General features: G+C 71.2%; 15 protein-coding genes, 1 tRNA gene and 1 riboswitch. Of the genes, 11 read left to right on the forward strand and 5 right to left on the reverse strand.

Annotated features, from left to right (window positions below; translation table 11 throughout):
• Positions 1–75: 75 nt before the first annotated feature.
• Positions 76–1,332 (reverse strand): PTS transporter subunit EIIC, encoded by a 1,257-nt coding sequence (locus ACH5AF_RS00490; RefSeq protein WP_398899071.1) that lies wholly within the window; start codon positions 1,330–1,332, stop codon positions 76–78.
• Between the two features lie 208 nt (positions 1,333–1,540).
• On the opposite strand from ACH5AF_RS00490, the gene ACH5AF_RS00495 reads away from it, so the two are divergent.
• The 4 genes from ACH5AF_RS00495 to rdgB all read left to right on the forward strand — a co-directional run bounded on the left by ACH5AF_RS00495 (position 1,541) and on the right by rdgB (position 3,917).
• Entirely contained in the window at positions 1,541–1,819 is a 279-nt protein-coding gene (locus tag ACH5AF_RS00495; RefSeq protein WP_398899752.1) for a glucose PTS transporter subunit EIIB, read from the forward strand.
• Between the two features lie 229 nt (positions 1,820–2,048).
• A complete protein-coding gene (rph, locus tag ACH5AF_RS00500; protein ID WP_215181918.1) occupies positions 2,049–2,786 on the forward strand; it encodes a ribonuclease PH in 738 nt (245 codons plus the stop codon).
• 132 nt (positions 2,787–2,918) lie between these two features.
• The gene (locus ACH5AF_RS00505; RefSeq protein WP_398899072.1) at positions 2,919–3,302 is read left to right on the forward strand and encodes a hypothetical protein; all 384 of its coding nucleotides are present in this window, start codon (positions 2,919–2,921) and stop codon (positions 3,300–3,302) included.
• 12 nt (positions 3,303–3,314) lie between these two features.
• Positions 3,315–3,917, forward strand: a complete 603-nt coding sequence (rdgB, locus tag ACH5AF_RS00510) for an RdgB/HAM1 family non-canonical purine NTP pyrophosphatase (protein WP_398899074.1) — start codon at positions 3,315–3,317, stop codon at positions 3,915–3,917.
• Positions 3,918–3,930: 13 nt separating this feature from the next.
• Here the strand turns inward: rdgB and ACH5AF_RS00515 are convergent.
• Together ACH5AF_RS00515 and bcp are read right to left on the reverse strand one after the other, a co-directional pair.
• Positions 3,931–4,017 (reverse strand) — tRNA-Leu (locus ACH5AF_RS00515).
• Positions 4,018–4,054: 37 nt separating this feature from the next.
• Positions 4,055–4,522, reverse strand: a complete 468-nt coding sequence (bcp, locus tag ACH5AF_RS00520) for a thioredoxin-dependent thiol peroxidase (protein ID WP_398899075.1) — start codon at positions 4,520–4,522, stop codon at positions 4,055–4,057.
• Positions 4,523–4,647: 125 nt separating this feature from the next.
• Here bcp and ACH5AF_RS00525 point away from each other — a divergent pair, with 125 nt between their 5' ends.
• From ACH5AF_RS00525 to ACH5AF_RS00535, 3 genes are all read left to right on the forward strand, one after another.
• On the forward strand, positions 4,648–4,968 hold the full coding sequence (locus ACH5AF_RS00525; protein ID WP_398899077.1) for a DUF3618 domain-containing protein: 321 nt from the start codon (positions 4,648–4,650) through the stop codon (positions 4,966–4,968).
• A gap of 43 nt (positions 4,969–5,011) precedes the next feature.
• Positions 5,012–5,368, forward strand: a complete 357-nt coding sequence (locus tag ACH5AF_RS00530; protein WP_398899078.1) for a GroES family chaperonin — start codon at positions 5,012–5,014, stop codon at positions 5,366–5,368.
• Positions 5,369–5,446: 78 nt separating this feature from the next.
• Positions 5,447–5,509: riboswitch (guanidine-III (ykkC-III) riboswitch) on the forward strand.
• A gap of 31 nt (positions 5,510–5,540) precedes the next feature.
• A complete protein-coding gene (locus ACH5AF_RS00535) occupies positions 5,541–5,861 on the forward strand; it encodes a DMT family transporter (protein WP_398899079.1) in 321 nt (106 codons plus the stop codon).
• A gap of 41 nt (positions 5,862–5,902) precedes the next feature.
• Here the strand turns inward: ACH5AF_RS00535 and ACH5AF_RS00540 are convergent, their stop codons facing one another.
• Positions 5,903–8,380, reverse strand: coding sequence for a transglycosylase domain-containing protein (locus ACH5AF_RS00540; protein ID WP_398899080.1), 2,478 nt, complete (start codon positions 8,378–8,380; stop codon positions 5,903–5,905).
• A 154-nt stretch (positions 8,381–8,534) separates the two neighbouring features.
• Between ACH5AF_RS00540 and ACH5AF_RS00545 the strand changes: the two genes are divergently transcribed.
• Genes ACH5AF_RS00545 through ACH5AF_RS00560 form a run of 4 tightly spaced genes read left to right on the forward strand, consistent with a single transcriptional unit; the run spans position 8,535 to position 11,836 of the window.
• Positions 8,535–9,335, forward strand: coding sequence for an ABC transporter permease (locus tag ACH5AF_RS00545; protein WP_398899081.1), 801 nt, complete (start codon positions 8,535–8,537; stop codon positions 9,333–9,335).
• Complete coding sequence (locus tag ACH5AF_RS00550) at positions 9,328–10,131, forward strand: ABC transporter permease (RefSeq protein WP_398899082.1); 804 nt, start codon at positions 9,328–9,330, stop codon at positions 10,129–10,131. The genes ACH5AF_RS00545 and ACH5AF_RS00550 overlap by 8 nt, the downstream gene beginning before the upstream one ends.
• A gap of 15 nt (positions 10,132–10,146) precedes the next feature.
• Positions 10,147–11,103, forward strand: coding sequence for an ATP-binding cassette domain-containing protein (locus ACH5AF_RS00555; RefSeq protein WP_398899083.1), 957 nt, complete (start codon positions 10,147–10,149; stop codon positions 11,101–11,103).
• 13 nt (positions 11,104–11,116) lie between these two features.
• Positions 11,117–11,836, forward strand: coding sequence for a DUF1707 domain-containing protein (locus ACH5AF_RS00560; protein WP_398899084.1), 720 nt, complete (start codon positions 11,117–11,119; stop codon positions 11,834–11,836).
• Between the two features lie 742 nt (positions 11,837–12,578).
• Here the strand turns inward: ACH5AF_RS00560 and ACH5AF_RS00565 are convergent.
• Positions 12,579–13,823, reverse strand: coding sequence for an SGNH/GDSL hydrolase family protein (locus ACH5AF_RS00565; protein ID WP_398899085.1), 1,245 nt, complete (start codon positions 13,821–13,823; stop codon positions 12,579–12,581).
• Positions 13,824–13,865 lie beyond the last annotated feature (42 nt).

A 13,865-nucleotide genomic window follows, 5' to 3' on the forward strand; every position in this document is an offset into this window, starting at 1 on the left:
GATCCGGTCAAAGCGAACGGACGGCCTCCGGGACCACAGGTCCCGGAGGCCGTGTCCGACCAGGTCGGCGCCGGTCTACCGCGTCGCTTCGCGCTCGATCTCCTCCTGGACCTCCTCCGGCTCCCGCCCAGGTGTAGGAATGTTGAAGAAGGTGATCAGAAGCCGGAAGAGCACGTAGTAGACCACCGCGAAACAGGCGCCGATCGGCAGGATCAACCACTGCTTCGTGCCCAGGTGCCAGTTGACGACGTAGTCGATCAGGCCGGCCGAGAAGTTGAAGCCCACATGCACCCCCAGCGCCCAGGTGATGGCCATCGAGGCGCCGGTCAGCAGCGCGTGCAGCCCGTACAGCAGGGGTGCCACGAACATGAAGGAGAACTCGAGCGGTTCGGTCACTCCGGTGACGAAGGAGGTCAGGGCGACCGAGAACATGAGTCCTGCCACCCGCTTGCGGTGCTCGGGGCGGGCGCAGTGGGTGATCGCCAGAGCTGCCGCGGGGAGACCGAACATCATGATCGGGTAGAAGCCCGCCATGAACTGGCCGGCCTCCGGGTCCCCGGCGAGGAAGCGCGTGAGGTCGCCCTGCACCACCGTGCCGTCGTCGTTGTACTCGCCCGCCTGGAACCAGAAGAACGTGTTCAGGAACTGGTGCATGCCGATCGGGATCAGCAGCCGGTTCGCGACGCCGAAGATGCCCGCGCCCCATGCGCCCAGATCGATCAGCCGCTTCGAGAAGGCGGTCAGCGCGTCACCGACCGGATCCCACAGGAGCCCGAACAGCACGCCGAGCACGCAGCAGAGGAAGGCCATGATGATCGGGACCAGCCGTCGGCCGTTGAAGAAACCCAGCCAGTCGACGAGCTTGGTGCGGTGGTAGCGCTGCCAGATCACGGCCGTCAGCAGGCCGATCAGGATGCCGCCGAGCACCCCCGGGTTCTGCGGTTGGCCCTCCGGCATGGACTCCGTCACCGAGCCCGCGACCGGGAACGCCTTGAGCGTGCTGAAGTAGACGAGGAAGCCCGCGACCGCCGCGAGCGCGGTCGAACCGTCCGACTTCTTGGCGAAACCGATCGCCACGCCGATGCAGAAGAGCAGTGGCAGGCCGAGGCTGCCGTCGAGAATGCCGCCCCCGCCCTCCATCAGCACCTTGGCCGTCCTGTCCCAGAACGGCCCGTCCAGAGTGGCTTCGAACAGGTTCCCGAGGCTGACCAGGAGGCCGGCCGCAGGCAGTACGGCGACCGGGAGCTGGAGGCTGCGGCCGACCTTCTGGAGTCGCTGGAAGAGGCTGTTCCGCCACGTCTTCCGCGGCGCGGCCGCGCTCTCGGAGCTCATCGGCGTCCTCCTGGAACAGGCCTGGTTTGGCGCATGCTGCAGACTGGTGTAGACCAGTCGCGGTACGGTCTTGGGGCCCGGTCGCACGACAAGGCGCCGGTGATCGTCATCTTTGGGTACAAGACGGTTACTCGCCCGTGAAGATGGGCCAACCGTGCGTTACCGTGACAAGCCGGACCTACGGTGGGCCGAGGCGTGGGCCGAGGCGGTGGGCCGGGACAGCGCTCAACGCTCAGAACGCAGGGAGAACGACATGGCCAGCAAGGCTGAGAAGATCGTCGCCGGGCTCGGCGGGATCGACAACATCGAAGAGATCGAGGGCTGCATCACCCGCCTCCGCACCGAGGTCGCCGACCCCAGCCTGGTCGACGAGGCCGCGCTCAAGGCCGCCGGTGCGCACGGCGTCGTGAAGATGGGTACCGCGATCCAGGTCGTCATCGGCACCGACGCCGACCCCATCGCTGCCGATATCGAAGACATGATGTGAGCGGCGCGCGCGAGGCTGCCGGGCCGCGGGTGCCGGCGATGCCCGGGGCTTCGCCGAGGGGGCGGAGAAGCGAGCCGGAATTGCCGTGAGCGACGCGCGAGGCTGCCGGGCCGCGGGTGCCGGCGACGATGTGAGCTGCTCCCGGCCCGCTCCGGCGCCGACCCCCCGAGGGGCCTGATCCGTACCACCGGAACGGGCCCCTCCCCCATCTGCCGATAGGCTCGTTCCCATGTCACGCATCGACGGCCGAACCCCCGAACAGCTCCGCCCCGTCACGATCGAACGCGGCTGGAGCAAGCACGCCGAGGGCTCCGTCCTCATCTCCTTCGGCGACACCAAGGTCTTCTGCACCGCCTCCTTCACCGAAGGCGTGCCCCGCTGGCGCAAGGGCAGCGGCGAAGGCTGGGTCACCTCCGAGTACTCGATGCTCCCGCGGTCCACCAACACCCGCGGCGACCGCGAATCCGTACGCGGCAAGATCGGCGGACGCACCCACGAGATCAGCCGGCTCATCGGCCGCTCCCTGCGCGCCGTCATCGACTACAAGGCCCTCGGCGAGAACACCGTCGTCCTCGACTGCGACGTCCTCCAGGCCGACGGCGGCACCCGTACCGCCGCCATCACCGGTGCTTACGTCGCCCTCGCCGACGCCGTCGCCTGGGCCCAGGGCAAGAAGCTGATCAAGCCCGGGCGCAAGCCGCTCACCGGCACCGTCGCCGCCGTCAGCGTCGGCATCGTCGACGGCACTCCCCTCCTCGACCTCTGCTACGAGGAGGACGTCCGCGCCGAGACCGACATGAACGTCGTCTGCACCGGCGACGGCCGCTTCGTCGAGGTCCAGGGCACCGCCGAGGCCGAGCCCTTCGACCGCAAGGAGCTCAACGCCCTCCTCGACCTCGCCACCGGAGGCTGCGCCGACCTCGCCGCGCTCCAGACCGAGGCACTCGGAACCGCACTGCCCGCTTAGGTTAGGGGTGTTCGCGGACCCGGGCCGAACACCTGAGGCCGCGCAGCAACCACAGACGCCCGTGGGGCGTCGTTATCGTCACGGGCGCACGGGCCGAACCGTGCGCCCGTCCGTATCCCGGGAGGACCTTCCATGTCTGCGCGCCGCCGCATAGCCCTCACCATCGCCGCAGCCGCCCTGCTGGTGCCCGCAGCCACCGGCTGCGCCGCCCTCGACAAAGCGCTCGACTGCGTCGAAACCGCTGAGGCCATCGCCACCAGCGTCGACAAGCTGCAGCAGGCCGTCTCCACCGCCGCCGACGACCCCACCCAGATGCGCGAGGCCCTCGACGAGATCGACCGCGAGCTGAAGAACCTCGGCGACAAGACCGACAACGCCGACCTCAGCAAGGCCGTCGACGACCTCGCCAGTGGCGTCGACAGCGTCCGCAAGTCCATCGACGGCGGCGACACCACCCCCGACCTCAAGCCGGTCACCGACGCGGCCGGTGAGATCGGCAAGGTCTGCACGCCGTAGATACTGGGGGCCATGACGCGCCTGATCCTCGCCACCCGCAACGCCGGGAAGACCAACGAACTCAAGACCATCCTCGCCGAGGCCGGTATCACGCACGAACTCGTCGGAGCCGACGCCTTCCCCGACGTCCCCGATGTGAAGGAGACCGGTGTCACCTTCGCCGAGAACGCCCTCCTCAAGGCCCACGCGCTCGCCCGTGCCACCGGTCTGCCCGCCGTCGCCGACGACTCCGGCCTCTGTGTCGACGTCCTCGGCGGCGCGCCCGGCATCTTCTCCGCCCGCTGGGCCGGCACGCACGGCGACGACAAGGCCAACCTGGAACTGCTGCTCGCCCAGCTCATCGACATCGACACCCCCCACCGCGGCGCCCACTTCGCCTGCGCGGCGGCGCTCGCCCTCCCTGACGGGACGGAACGCGTCGTCGAAGGCCGGCTCAGCGGCACCCTGCGCCGCTCCCCGCACGGGACGAACGGCTTCGGCTACGACCCGATCCTCCAGCCCGAGGGCGAGATGCGGACCTGCGCGGAGCTGACCCCACAGGAGAAGAACGCGATCAGCCACCGCGGCAAGGCGTTCCGCGCGCTGGTGCCGGTGGTGCGTGAACTCCTGGGCTGACGCCGGGAGTCGATGGTGCGGTCGGAGGGACTCGAACCCTCACGGGAGTTACCCCACTGGGACCTAAACCCAGCGTGACTGCCAGTTCCACCACGACCGCGAGTCGCCCGGCCATGGTACTGGCCGGGCGCCGGGCCTCAGATACCGAGGTCCTTGATGATCTTCGCGACGTGACCGGTGGCCTTGACGTTGTAGAGCGCGCGCTCGACCTTGCCGTCCTCGTCGACGACGACCGTCGCGCGGATGACACCCGTCACCGTCTTGCCGTAGAGCTTCTTCTCGCCGAAGGCGCCGTACGCCTGAAGGACCTCCTTGGAGGGGTCGCCGACCAGCGTGACCTTGAGGGCCTCCTTCTCGCGGAACTTCGCGAGCTTCTCCGGCTTGTCGGGCGACACGCCGATCACGTCGTAGCCCGCGCCGGCCAGCACCTCCAGGTTGTCGGTGAAGTCGCAGGCCTGCTTGGTGCAGCCGGGCGTGAGCGCCGCCGGGTAGAAGTACACGATCACCTTGCGGCCCTTGTGGTCGGCGAGCGACACCTCGTTGCCGTCGGCGTCGGGCAGGGTGAAGGCCGGGGCGGTGTCGCCGGGCTGCAGTCGCTCGCTCATGGTTCTCCTCGAAGGCACGTGGGTGTACGCCGTCGAGCGTAATAGGGGTGCCGTGGGGTGCGGGCGCGGCCGAGCTGACAGACTGTCCATGAAGGATTACCGGACACGACGACGGAGGCGGCGCGGTGTCGGACACCAGGACCCCAGCGCAGATCGAGGCGGATATCGTCCGCCGACGCGAGCAGCTCGCCGAGATGCTCGACGAGATCGGTGTGCGTATGCACCCCAAGACGGTCATCGGCGACGCGAAGGCGAAGGTGGCCTCCAATGTGGACCGGACCGTGGGCCGTGCCTTCGTCGCCGTGAACCGCACGGTGTCGGACGTGAAGGCGCAGTTCGTGTCGGAAGACGGCGCGCCACGGCTGGAGCGGGTCGTTCCGGTGGCGCTGGTGGCCGTGGGGCTGGTGGGGCTGCTGGCCGTCTCGGCGCGCAGGCGACGGGCGTGACCCGGCGGCGCGGGCAGGGCTGAGGGGCAGGTAAGTTCGTCGCGTGAGCACCAGAAGTCATCAGCACAGCACCCAGCACGACAAGCTACCGATCCGGATGCTGCACGACCGCGTGCTGGTCAGGACCGACATCCCCGAGGGCGAGCGGCGCTCCAGCGGCGGCATCGTGATTCCCGCGACCGCTGCGGTGGGCCGGCGGCTGGCCTGGGCCGAAGTCGTCGCGGTGGGGCAGAACGTGCGCACCGTGGAGGCGGGAGACCGGGTCCTGTACGACCCCGAGGACCGGGCCGAGGTCGAGGTGCGGGGCGTGGCGTACGTCCTGATGCGCGAGCGCGATCTGCACGCGGTGGCGGCGGACCGGTTCCAGGGGTCCGAGGACTCCACGGGCCTGTACCTGTAGGCGCCCCGGAGGAGTTGGCAGCAGCCCTGGACGGGCCGCGGGGCTGGTGGCAGAGGTCACCGGCCCTTTTCGCGTCCCGTTTGCTACGTTGGAGAAACCCGACGAGACGCGCCGTACCGGGATACGCGAAGACGACGCACCCCGTGTTGTTCCGCGTCTCGGAGGTGCCGTCATGGCCTGGGTTCTGCTTGTTGTCGCCGGTCTGCTCGAGGTCGGCTGGTCGATCGGGATGAAGTTCACCGACGGGTTCACCAGGCTCTGGCCGAGCGTGTTCACCGGTCTCGGGATCGTCGCCAGCATGATGCTGCTGTCCCACGCCGCGAAGACGCTGCCCATCGGCACCGCGTACGGCGTCTGGGTGGGCATCGGTGCCGCGGGCGCGGCGGTGGTGGGCATGCTGGTGCTGGACGAGCCGGTGACGGCGGCCCGGATCTTCTTCGTGTGTCTGCTGCTGGTGGCCGTGGTGGGCCTGAAGGCGACATCGGGTCACTGAGGTCACAGGCTCAGGTCACACGTCTCTGAGGTCACTTGAGGTCACTGAGGAACGCCGGTGGCGGATGCCGACGGGGGCGGCGTGGCGGCGGGAACGGGTGTACCGCTCGGCGCCCCGCCGGGGCTGCCCGTGGTGCCGCCTGGCGTCCCCTGCACGGTCCCTGCGGTACCGGCCCCGCTGCCCGTCCCTCCGGTTCCTCCCGTTCCGCCCGTTCCTCCGGTTCCGCCCGTTCCTCCGCTGACCGTGGCGGTGGGTGCCGTGGTGACGGGTCCGCCCGTGCCGGGGCCGCCCACCGTGGGTGCGGGCCCGGGGCCCTGCGGCCCGCCCGGCCCGCCCTGTCCTCCCGGCCCTTGCGGTTCCCCGGTGCCGCCCTCGCTCCGGCCGCCCGTGCGGCCGGAGTCGCCGCGGTCCTGGGGCCGCGTCGGGTCCCCGTTCTCCCGCGGGTCGAACGGGAACCGGCCCTCGTCGATGTCCTCCACCACCGAGAGGTCGAAGTCCTTCACCGGGCTGCCCTTCAGCGCGGCCGCCGTGTACCGCGCCCAGATCTCGGCGGGCGCGCCGCCGCCGTTGACCCGGGCCAGCCCCATCGCCCCGTACAGCGGGGTCTGCGCGCCGGTGGCCGGGTTCTGGCCCATCACGGCGACGACGGTCACCAGGTCGGGGGTGTAGCCGGCGAACCAGGCGGCCCGGTCCTCTTCGGCCGTGCCGGTCTTGCCGGCCGCGGGCCGGCCGACCGCACTCGCGGCGGCCCCCGTGCCGCCGTCGACCACGCTGCGCAGGACGGCGGTCGTGGTGTCGGCGGCCTCGCGGGAGACGACACGGCGCATCCGCTGCGCGGGCAGCGCGATCTCCGTGCCGTTCCTGGTGACCTGTTCGACCAGCGTGTACGTGCCGTGCCGGCCGTGGTTGGCGAGGGTGGCGTACGCCTGCGCCATGTCGAGGACGCTGGCGGTGGCCGTGCCGAGCGCGATGGAGGGCGAGGCCGTGAGGTCCGGGGTCTTCGCGGGCAGGCCGAGGGCGACCGCGGTCTGCCGCACCTTGCCCGGACCGACGTCCACGGCCATCTGCGCGTAGACGGCGTTGACGGACTCGTCGGTGGCCCGGCTGACGCTGATGGGGCCGTAGGAGACGTCGTCCTCGTTCGCGGGCGCGTACGGCGCGCCGCTCCAGCCCTGGACGCGCCGCTCGGTGGTGCCGTCGTAGACGGTGTTCGGGGTGATGGGGCTCCCGTCCTGGGTGGTGGAGCCGTGCTCGAGGGCCGAGGTGAAGACGAACGGCTTGAAGGACGAACCGACCTGGTAGTCGCGCCGGGTGGCGTTGTTGACGTACTGCCGGGTGTAGTCGACGCCGCCGTACATGGCGAGGACCTTGCCCGTGGCCGGATCGATGGAGACGCCTCCGACACGGACGTTGCGGTCGACCTTGCGGGTGGCGTCGAGCTGCGAGGTGACCTCCTCGTCGACGGCTTCGGTGAACGCGTCCTGCTTGGCCGGCTCCAGGGTGGTGGTGATCCGGTAGCCGCCGGCGGCGAGGGTGTCCCCGTCGACGATCCCGTTGGCGGCGAGGTACTCCTCGACCGCCTGGACGATGTAGCCGCGCTGGCCGGACAGGCCGCCCGCGGCCTTGGCCGGCCGCGGCGCGGGGAACTCCATGGCGGCGCGCTCGGCCGGGGTCAGCCACCTCTCCTTGACCATGCCGTCGAGCACGTAGGTGAACCGGCCCTGTGCCGCGTCCCGGTTGTCCGGGTGGCCGGCGACGTCGTACGCCCCCGGGGCCTTGAGCAGCGAGGCGAGGTAGGCGCCCTCGGCGGTGTCGAGATCGGTGACGTCCTTGCCGTAGTACGCCTGCGCCGCGGCCTGGATGCCGTAGGCGTTGCGGCCGAAGTAGCTGGTGTTGAGGTAGCCCTCGAGAATCCGGCTCTTGCTCACCTCGCGGCCGAGCTTCACCGCGATGAAGAACTCCTTCACCTTGCGGGTGAGGGTCTGTTCCTGGCCCAGGTAGTAGTTCTTGACGTACTGCTGGGTGATCGTGGAGCCGGACTGCTTGCCCTTGCCGGTGACGGTGTTCCAGGCGCCGCGGAGCATCGCCTGGGGGTCGATCGCGGGCTTGGAGTAGAAGTCGCGGTCCTCGGCGGCGAGGACCGCGCGCTGCACGCCCAGCGGGATCCGGGAGAGGGAGACGTTCTCCCGGTTGACCTCGCCGTCGCGGGCGATCGGCGTGCCGTCCTTGTAGAGGTAGACGTTGCTCTGGGCGATCGCGGAGGCGTTGGCCGGGGGGATGTCGACGAGCAGATAGCCCGCCAGAAACCCGCCGATGAGGACGAGCGCGCCAATTAGTGCGGCACCCAGGGTCATGCGCCATGTGGGGATGACGCGGCGCCAGCCGGTCCGGTTGCGGCGGCCCTTGCCGTCCTTCCTCCCCTCGTCGGCGGGTGCGGCCGACGCCGGAACCGCGGCCGTGGCCGGCGTCGGAACTGTCGCGTCGCGGGGTGTCCAGCCCTGCTGCGAATCGTCACTCATGTCCTACATAGTGCACTTTGTGACCTCATAACCCTTGCATCCCGATACCTCGGCCGGAAAATGCGCTCGCGACCCGGCATCGCGCTCCGTTAGGGTCGTGCGCTTTGGTGCCCGGCCCCGGCCGGACCCAACGTCCGTGTGGGAAGGAGCGGTTGTGCGGCTGTACGCGGTCGTCGCGGCGGGTGGGTTCCGGCGCTATGCGACGTACCGGGTGGCGACGGCGGCGGGGGTGTTCACCAACACCGTCTTCGGCTTCATCGTGGCCTACACCTATATCGCTCTGTGGGACGAGCGTCCTCAGCTCGGCGGATACGACCTCTCCCAGGCCCTCACCTATGTGTGGCTCGGCCAGGCGCTACTGATGACCTGCGCCATGATGGGCGGCGGCTTCGAGGACGAGCTGATCGAACGCATCCGCACCGGCGACATCGCCGTCGACCTCTACCGCCCCGTGGACCTCCAACTGTGGTGGCTCGCGGGCGACCTGGGCCGGGCCGCCTTCCACCTGCTGGGACGCGGCATCGTGCCCATGGTGCTGGGCTCGCTCGCCTTCGACCTGGTGATGCCCGCGTCCCCGCTGACCTGGCTGGCCTTCCTCCTCGCGGTCACGCTGGGTGTGATCGTGAGCTTCGCCGTCCGCTTCCTCGTGGCCCTGTCCGCGTTCTGGCTGATGGACGGGGCGGGGGTCATGCAGATCTGCTGGCTGGCGACGCTCTTCTTCTCCGGGATGCTGCTGCCCCTCAACCTCTTCCCCGGCGTCCTCGGCGAGGTGGCGCGGGCCCTTCCCTGGTCCTCGCTGCTCCAGGTCCCCGCCGACGTCTTCCTCGGCAGGCACACCGGCTGGGACCTGCTGGGCGCGTACGCCTTCCAGGCCGGCTGGGCGATCGCGCTGCTCGCCGCCGGACGCCTGCTGCAGTCGGTCGCGACCCGGCGGGTGGTGGTCCAGGGTGGCTGACGCCCTGCGGGCGTACGGGCTGATCGTCGCGATGTGGATCCGCTCCACCATGACCTACCGGGTGTCGTTCGCCATGACGGCGTTCGGCAACTTCGCCGCCACCGGCTTCGACTTCGTGACGATCCTGCTGATGTTCTCGCACATCGACGCGCTCGGCGGCTACTCGCTGCCCGAGGTCGCGTTCCTGTACGGGACCACCAGCACGGCCTTCGGCCTCGCAGACCTCGTCATGGGGTCCATGGACCGGCTCGGACGGCGGGTGCGCGACGGCACGCTGGACACCCTCCTCGTACGGCCCGTCCCCGTGCTCGCCCAGGTCGCCGCCGACCGGTTCGCGCTGCGCCGGCTCGGCCGCGTCACCCAGGGGCTGCTGGTGCTGAGCTACGGGCTCGCCTGCCTGGACGTCGAATGGACGGCCGTGAAGGTGGCGATGGTGCCGCTGATGGTACTCAGCGGCGGGGCCATCTTCGCGTCGGTGTTCGTGGCGGGCGGGGCGTTCCAGTTCTTCGCACAGGACGCCTCCGAGGTGCAGAACTCCTTCACGTACGGCGGGAACACCCTGCTCCAGTATCCGCCGTCGATCTTCGCGAAGGACCTGGTGCGCGGGGTGACGTTCGTCGTGCCGCTGGCCTTCGTCAACTGGGTGCCCTCGCTGTACGTGCTGGGCCGCGAGGACCCCCTCGGGCTGCCGGGCTGGCTGGCGTTCCTGCCGCCCGTGGTGGCCGCGGGGTGTTGCGCGCTCGCGGGACTGGCGTGGCGGGTCGGCCTTCGTTCGTACCGCAGCACGGGAAACTGAGGGGCTGGTCAGGACATGGATTTCATCGAACTCGACGGGGTCGAGAAGGTCTTCGACGTACGCCGCAGGACCGGGCGGCTGCGTCGCGAGCGGCACCAGGTGCGGGCCGTGGACGGCATCAGCTTCACCGTGCCGCGCGGCGAGATGGTCGGCTACATCGGCCCGAACGGCGCGGGCAAGTCCACCACGATCAAGATGCTGACCGGGATCCTCACCCCGAGCGGCGGCCGGCTGCGGGTCGCGGGCATCGACCCGTCGCGCGAGCGGACCCGGCTTGCGCAGCGCATCGGCGTGGTCTTCGGGCAGCGCACGACCCTGTGGTGGGACCTCCCGCTGCGCGACTCCTACCGGCTGATGCACCGCATGTACCGCGTCCCCGACCCCGTCTTCCGGGAGAACCTGGACCGCTGCGTCGAACTGCTCGACCTGGCCGAGCTGCTGGACGTGCCGGTACGCCAACTGTCCCTCGGACAGCGGATGCGCGGCGACATCGCGGCCGCCCTGCTGCACGACCCCGAGGTCCTCTACCTCGACGAGCCGACCATCGGGCTGGATGTGATCTCCAAGGCGAAGGTGCGCGAGTTCCTGCGCGATCTGAACGCCGAGCGTGGCACGACGGTGCTGCTGACCACGCACGACCTGACCGACATCGAGCAGCTGTGCAAGCGCGTCATGGTCATCGACCACGGGAAGCTGATGTACGACGGCGCGCTCGCCGGACTGCACGAGGTGGGGGAGAGCGAGCGGACGCTGATCGTCGACCTGGAGCGGGAGATCCCGCCCATCGCCCTGGACGCGGCCCGGACGGTGAAGATCGAAGGGCCCAGACAGTGGCTGGCGTTCCCCGCCGCGATGTCCGCGGCCCCGCTGGTCGCGGCGCTGGCGGAGCGGTATCCGCTGGTCGACCTGTCGGTACGGGAGCCGGACATCGAGGCCGTGATCGCGAAGATGTACGCGGATCGATCGGCCTGACTAGGCTGGCGGTATGACCAACGAGCTCCCCGAGATGCGAGCGTCCGACTCCGAACGGGAGCGCGTGGCCGAGCGGCTGCGCGACGCCGTGGCCGAGGGGCGGCTGGACATGGAGGAGTTCGGGCAGCGTCTGGAGGCCGCGTACACCGCCCGTACGCACGGCGAACTGGCACCGCTGGTGCGTGACCTGCCGCCGAGCGGGACGATCGCGCCGGTCGGCGCTCCCGCCCCGGCCCCGGCGGGCCGCTGGGCGGAGCGCATCGGCACGCCGGCGACGTCGAAGGGGGCGTTCGCCTTCTGGGGCGGCTTCGGGCGCAAAGGCACCTGGACGATCGGCCGCCGGTTCACCGCCTTCACCCTGATGGGCGGCGGGGAGATCGATCTCCGCGAGGCGCGCTTCGAGGACCGCGAGACGGTGATCACCTGCGTCGCCGTCATGGGCGGCGTACAGGTCGTCGTACCGCCCGACCTGAACGTCGAGGTCAGGGGCATCGGCCTGATGGGCGGCTTCGGCGAGCACGGCAGTGTCGAGGGCGAGCCGGACCCCTCCGCACCGCGTGTGATCGTCAACGGCGTGGCCCTGATGGGCGGCGTCGGGGTGGAGCGCAAGCGAACCAGGGCCGAGAGGCAGCGCCTGAAGGCGGAGAAGGCGGAGAAGGCGGAGCGGGCGCGGCTGGAGAAGCGGGAGCACTCGGGAAGGAAGGACGGCGACGGCAGCAAGGAGCTGGGCTGAGGGCGGGTGGCCGGCCGCGGGCGCCGGGCTTGCGGGCGGGCCGGGCCCCGGCGGGCGGGTTCGCGGTTGCGGGCGCCGGACCGTCGTGCCCCCGCGGGCAGGTTTGGCGGGCCGTGTCGGGACCCCGGGGCAGGTTGGCGGGTTGCGGAGGCCGGCGGGGCCGGGTCGCGTTGGGCTCCAGGGGACAGGGTGGCGGGCCGGGCCGGGCGGCAGTGGCGGGCTGCCGGGGGCAGGGTGGCCGGCGCACCGAGTGCGGGCCAGGCTGTAGTGGTTGGGCCGCCGACCGCGGGCGGCGGGCTGGTGAGCCCCCGGCGGGGCCGGGTTGGCCGGGTCGCGTTGGGCTCCCCGCGGCAGGTTGGTGTCCGACGGGCTGGCTGGGGCGGTTGCCGGCTGCCGGGGCAGGGTGGCAGGCGCGCCCGGTGTGGAGCCGGCTGTAGTGGTTACGGGCCGTCCGCCGACCGCGGGCGCCGGGCTTCTGGGCCGTGTCGCCCCCGAGGGCAGGGTTGGCGGGTTGCGGCAGGTTGGCGCCGCCGGGCCGGCTGGTCCGGTGGCGGGGCTGCCTGGACAGGGTGGCCGGGCGCCGGTGCGGAGCCGGCTGTAGTGGGTGCGGCGGGCCGCCGGGCAGGGTGGCCAGCGTGCCCGGTGCGGGGCGGGGTGGCCGGAGTGCCGGGTGCGGGGCCGGGGCTGGATGGGGCGGTGGCGGCCCGGACCGGCTGCGAGGCGCGGCGCGCCGCCCGCGCGCTCAGAGCGCCTTTGTGTCGACCGACGCGCCCATCCGGGCGTAGCCCGCGTCGCTCGGGTGCAGATGGTCCCCGGAGTCGTACACCGTACGCAGCCGCTGGGGTGCGTACGGATCGCGCAGCGCCCGGTCGAAATCGACGACCGCGTCGAAGATCCCGCCCGAGCGGATCGCCTCGTTCACCTCGATGCGCTCGGCCTCGACGGCCGGGGTGCAGCGCAGATGTCCGCCGCACGGCAGGAGCGTCGCGCCGACCACGCGCAGCCCGTGCGCACGGGCCCGGTGGCTCAGTTCCGTCAGACCGGTGACGACGCCTTGGCCGGTGGTGGCGTACGGCGCTCGCAGCAGGTCGTTGATGCCGATGGCGACGATCACGGTCCTGACGCCGGAGCGCCCGAGCACGTCGCGGTCGAGGCGGTCGAGCGTGCTGGGGCCGCGGTCGTGGCTGAGGAGCCGGTTGCCGCTGATGCCCTCGTTCAGCACGCCGTAACGGCCGGCGAGCCGGTCGGCGAGGACGTCGGGCCAGCGGCGGTTGGCGTCCGGGGTGGAGGAGCTCCCGTCGGTGATCGAGTCCCCGACGGCGACGACCGCGCCGCGGGCCTCCGAGGTGAGCACGTCGACGGCGGTGATGTGGTGCCAGGAGCGGATCTGCCCGGTGTACGCGTCCCCCGCCTCGTCGCGCGTGTGGTCGCCGTCGGCGAGGTAGGAGGTCTGGCGGGCCTGGGTGTGCGTCGTCACGGGGCCGCCGGGAGCGGGCGTGTGGACGGTGACCAGCAGATCGCCGTCGTACGGGATGCGGAGCACGACCGGGTCGCTGACCAACTGCCCGCCAGGGGCGACGGTGGCGCCCGGTGTCCTGCCGAAGGTGACCTGGCGCAGCGTTCCCCGCACGGCCTCCGGGCCGCTTCCCGCGCGCACGGCGAGGGAGACGGCGGATATGCGCAGCGGCAGGGCTCCGTGGAGGTTGGAGACGGTGACGCGGGCGGCTGTGCCCCCGATGCTGGTGTGCACGACGTTGCGTACGGAACGGCCGTCCCGGCTGGCGGGCGCCCTGGTGGCGGTGGCCGGGGGCACGACGCCGACGGGGCTCGCCGACCAGGTGCCGATCCACACGGGGGCGGCTGCCGGGGGTGTGCGAAGGGCCGGCTTCTCCTTGACGGCGCCGACACCGAGATAGATACCGCCGCAGATCAGGGCGACCGCGGCCATGAGGGCAGCGAGACTCGCATACCCCTGACGCTTGCTCATGGACACATCATCGGGCATGCCGTGGGAACTCGACGTGCCGCC

Source organism: Streptomyces sp. NPDC018833, from assembly GCF_044390825.1.
Taxonomy (GTDB): Bacteria; Actinomycetota; Actinomycetes; order Streptomycetales; family Streptomycetaceae; genus Streptomyces.

Coding starts and splice junctions, on each gene's coding strand:
- ACH5AF_RS00490 (WP_398899071.1), bottom strand. CDS start 1,332: ATGAGCTCCGAGAGCGCGGCCGCGCCGCGGAAGACGTGGCGGAACAGC.
- rph (WP_215181918.1), top strand. CDS start 2,049: ATGTCACGCATCGACGGCCGAACCCCCGAACAGCTCCGCCCCGTCACG.
- ACH5AF_RS00505 (WP_398899072.1), top strand. CDS start 2,919: ATGTCTGCGCGCCGCCGCATAGCCCTCACCATCGCCGCAGCCGCCCTG.
- rdgB (WP_398899074.1), top strand. CDS start 3,315: ATGACGCGCCTGATCCTCGCCACCCGCAACGCCGGGAAGACCAACGAA.
- bcp (WP_398899075.1), bottom strand. CDS start 4,522: ATGAGCGAGCGACTGCAGCCCGGCGACACCGCCCCGGCCTTCACCCTG.
- ACH5AF_RS00535 (WP_398899079.1), top strand. CDS start 5,541: ATGGCCTGGGTTCTGCTTGTTGTCGCCGGTCTGCTCGAGGTCGGCTGG.
- ACH5AF_RS00540 (WP_398899080.1), bottom strand. CDS start 8,380: ATGAGTGACGATTCGCAGCAGGGCTGGACACCCCGCGACGCGACAGTT.
- ACH5AF_RS00555 (WP_398899083.1), top strand. CDS start 10,147: ATGGATTTCATCGAACTCGACGGGGTCGAGAAGGTCTTCGACGTACGC.
- ACH5AF_RS00560 (WP_398899084.1), top strand. CDS start 11,117: ATGACCAACGAGCTCCCCGAGATGCGAGCGTCCGACTCCGAACGGGAG.
- ACH5AF_RS00565 (WP_398899085.1), bottom strand. CDS start 13,823: ATGAGCAAGCGTCAGGGGTATGCGAGTCTCGCTGCCCTCATGGCCGCG.